The organism is Paraburkholderia sp. RL17-383-BIF-A (assembly GCF_046028015.1).
GTDB lineage: Bacteria > Pseudomonadota > Gammaproteobacteria > Burkholderiales > Burkholderiaceae > Paraburkholderia.
Genome location: NZ_JARESR010000083.1, coordinates 1 through 590, shown reverse-complemented (window position 1 = coordinate 590; position 590 = coordinate 1). Strand labels below are relative to the sequence as shown.

The window sequence follows — 590 nt, the reverse complement described above, 5'->3', positions numbered from 1 at the left end:
TCGCACAACGGCAAGCGCATCGAAGTGGAAACCGACGACGACTCGATCGGCGGCCACTTCCTGCATCTGCTGCACGGCGTGGAGCCGTCGAAGGCGTGGGTCGACGCAATGCACGTGTCGCTGAACCTGTACGCCGAGCATGAATTCAACGCATCGACCTTCACGGGCCGCGTGATCGCGGGCACGGGATCGGACATCTATTCGGCGATCACCGGCGCGATCGGCGCGCTGCGCGGGCCGAAGCACGGCGGCGCCAATGAAGTCGCGTTCGAGATCCAGTCGCGCTACCAGACGCCGGACGAAGCCGAAGCGGACATCCGCCGCCGCGTCGAGAACAAGGAAGTGGTGATCGGTTTCGGCCACCCGGTGTACACGATTTCGGACCCGCGCAACAAGGTCATCAAGGAAGTCGCGAAGAAGCTCTCGAAGGAAGCCGGCAACACCAAGCTGTTCAGCATCGCCGAGCGGCTCGAGTCGGTGATGTGGGAAGCGAAGAAGATGTTCCCGAATCTGGACTGGTTCAGCGCGGTCTCGTATCACATGATGGGCGTGCCGACGGCCATGTTCACGCCGCTCTTCGTGATCGCGCG

At 62.9% G+C, this 590-nt stretch carries 1 protein-coding gene; it reads left to right on the top strand.

Features of this window, described 5'->3' with window-relative positions; translation table 11 throughout:
* The coding region (locus tag P0D71_RS36020) for a citrate/2-methylcitrate synthase (protein ID WP_408483888.1) at positions 1-590 on the top strand (590 nt) is incomplete at both ends.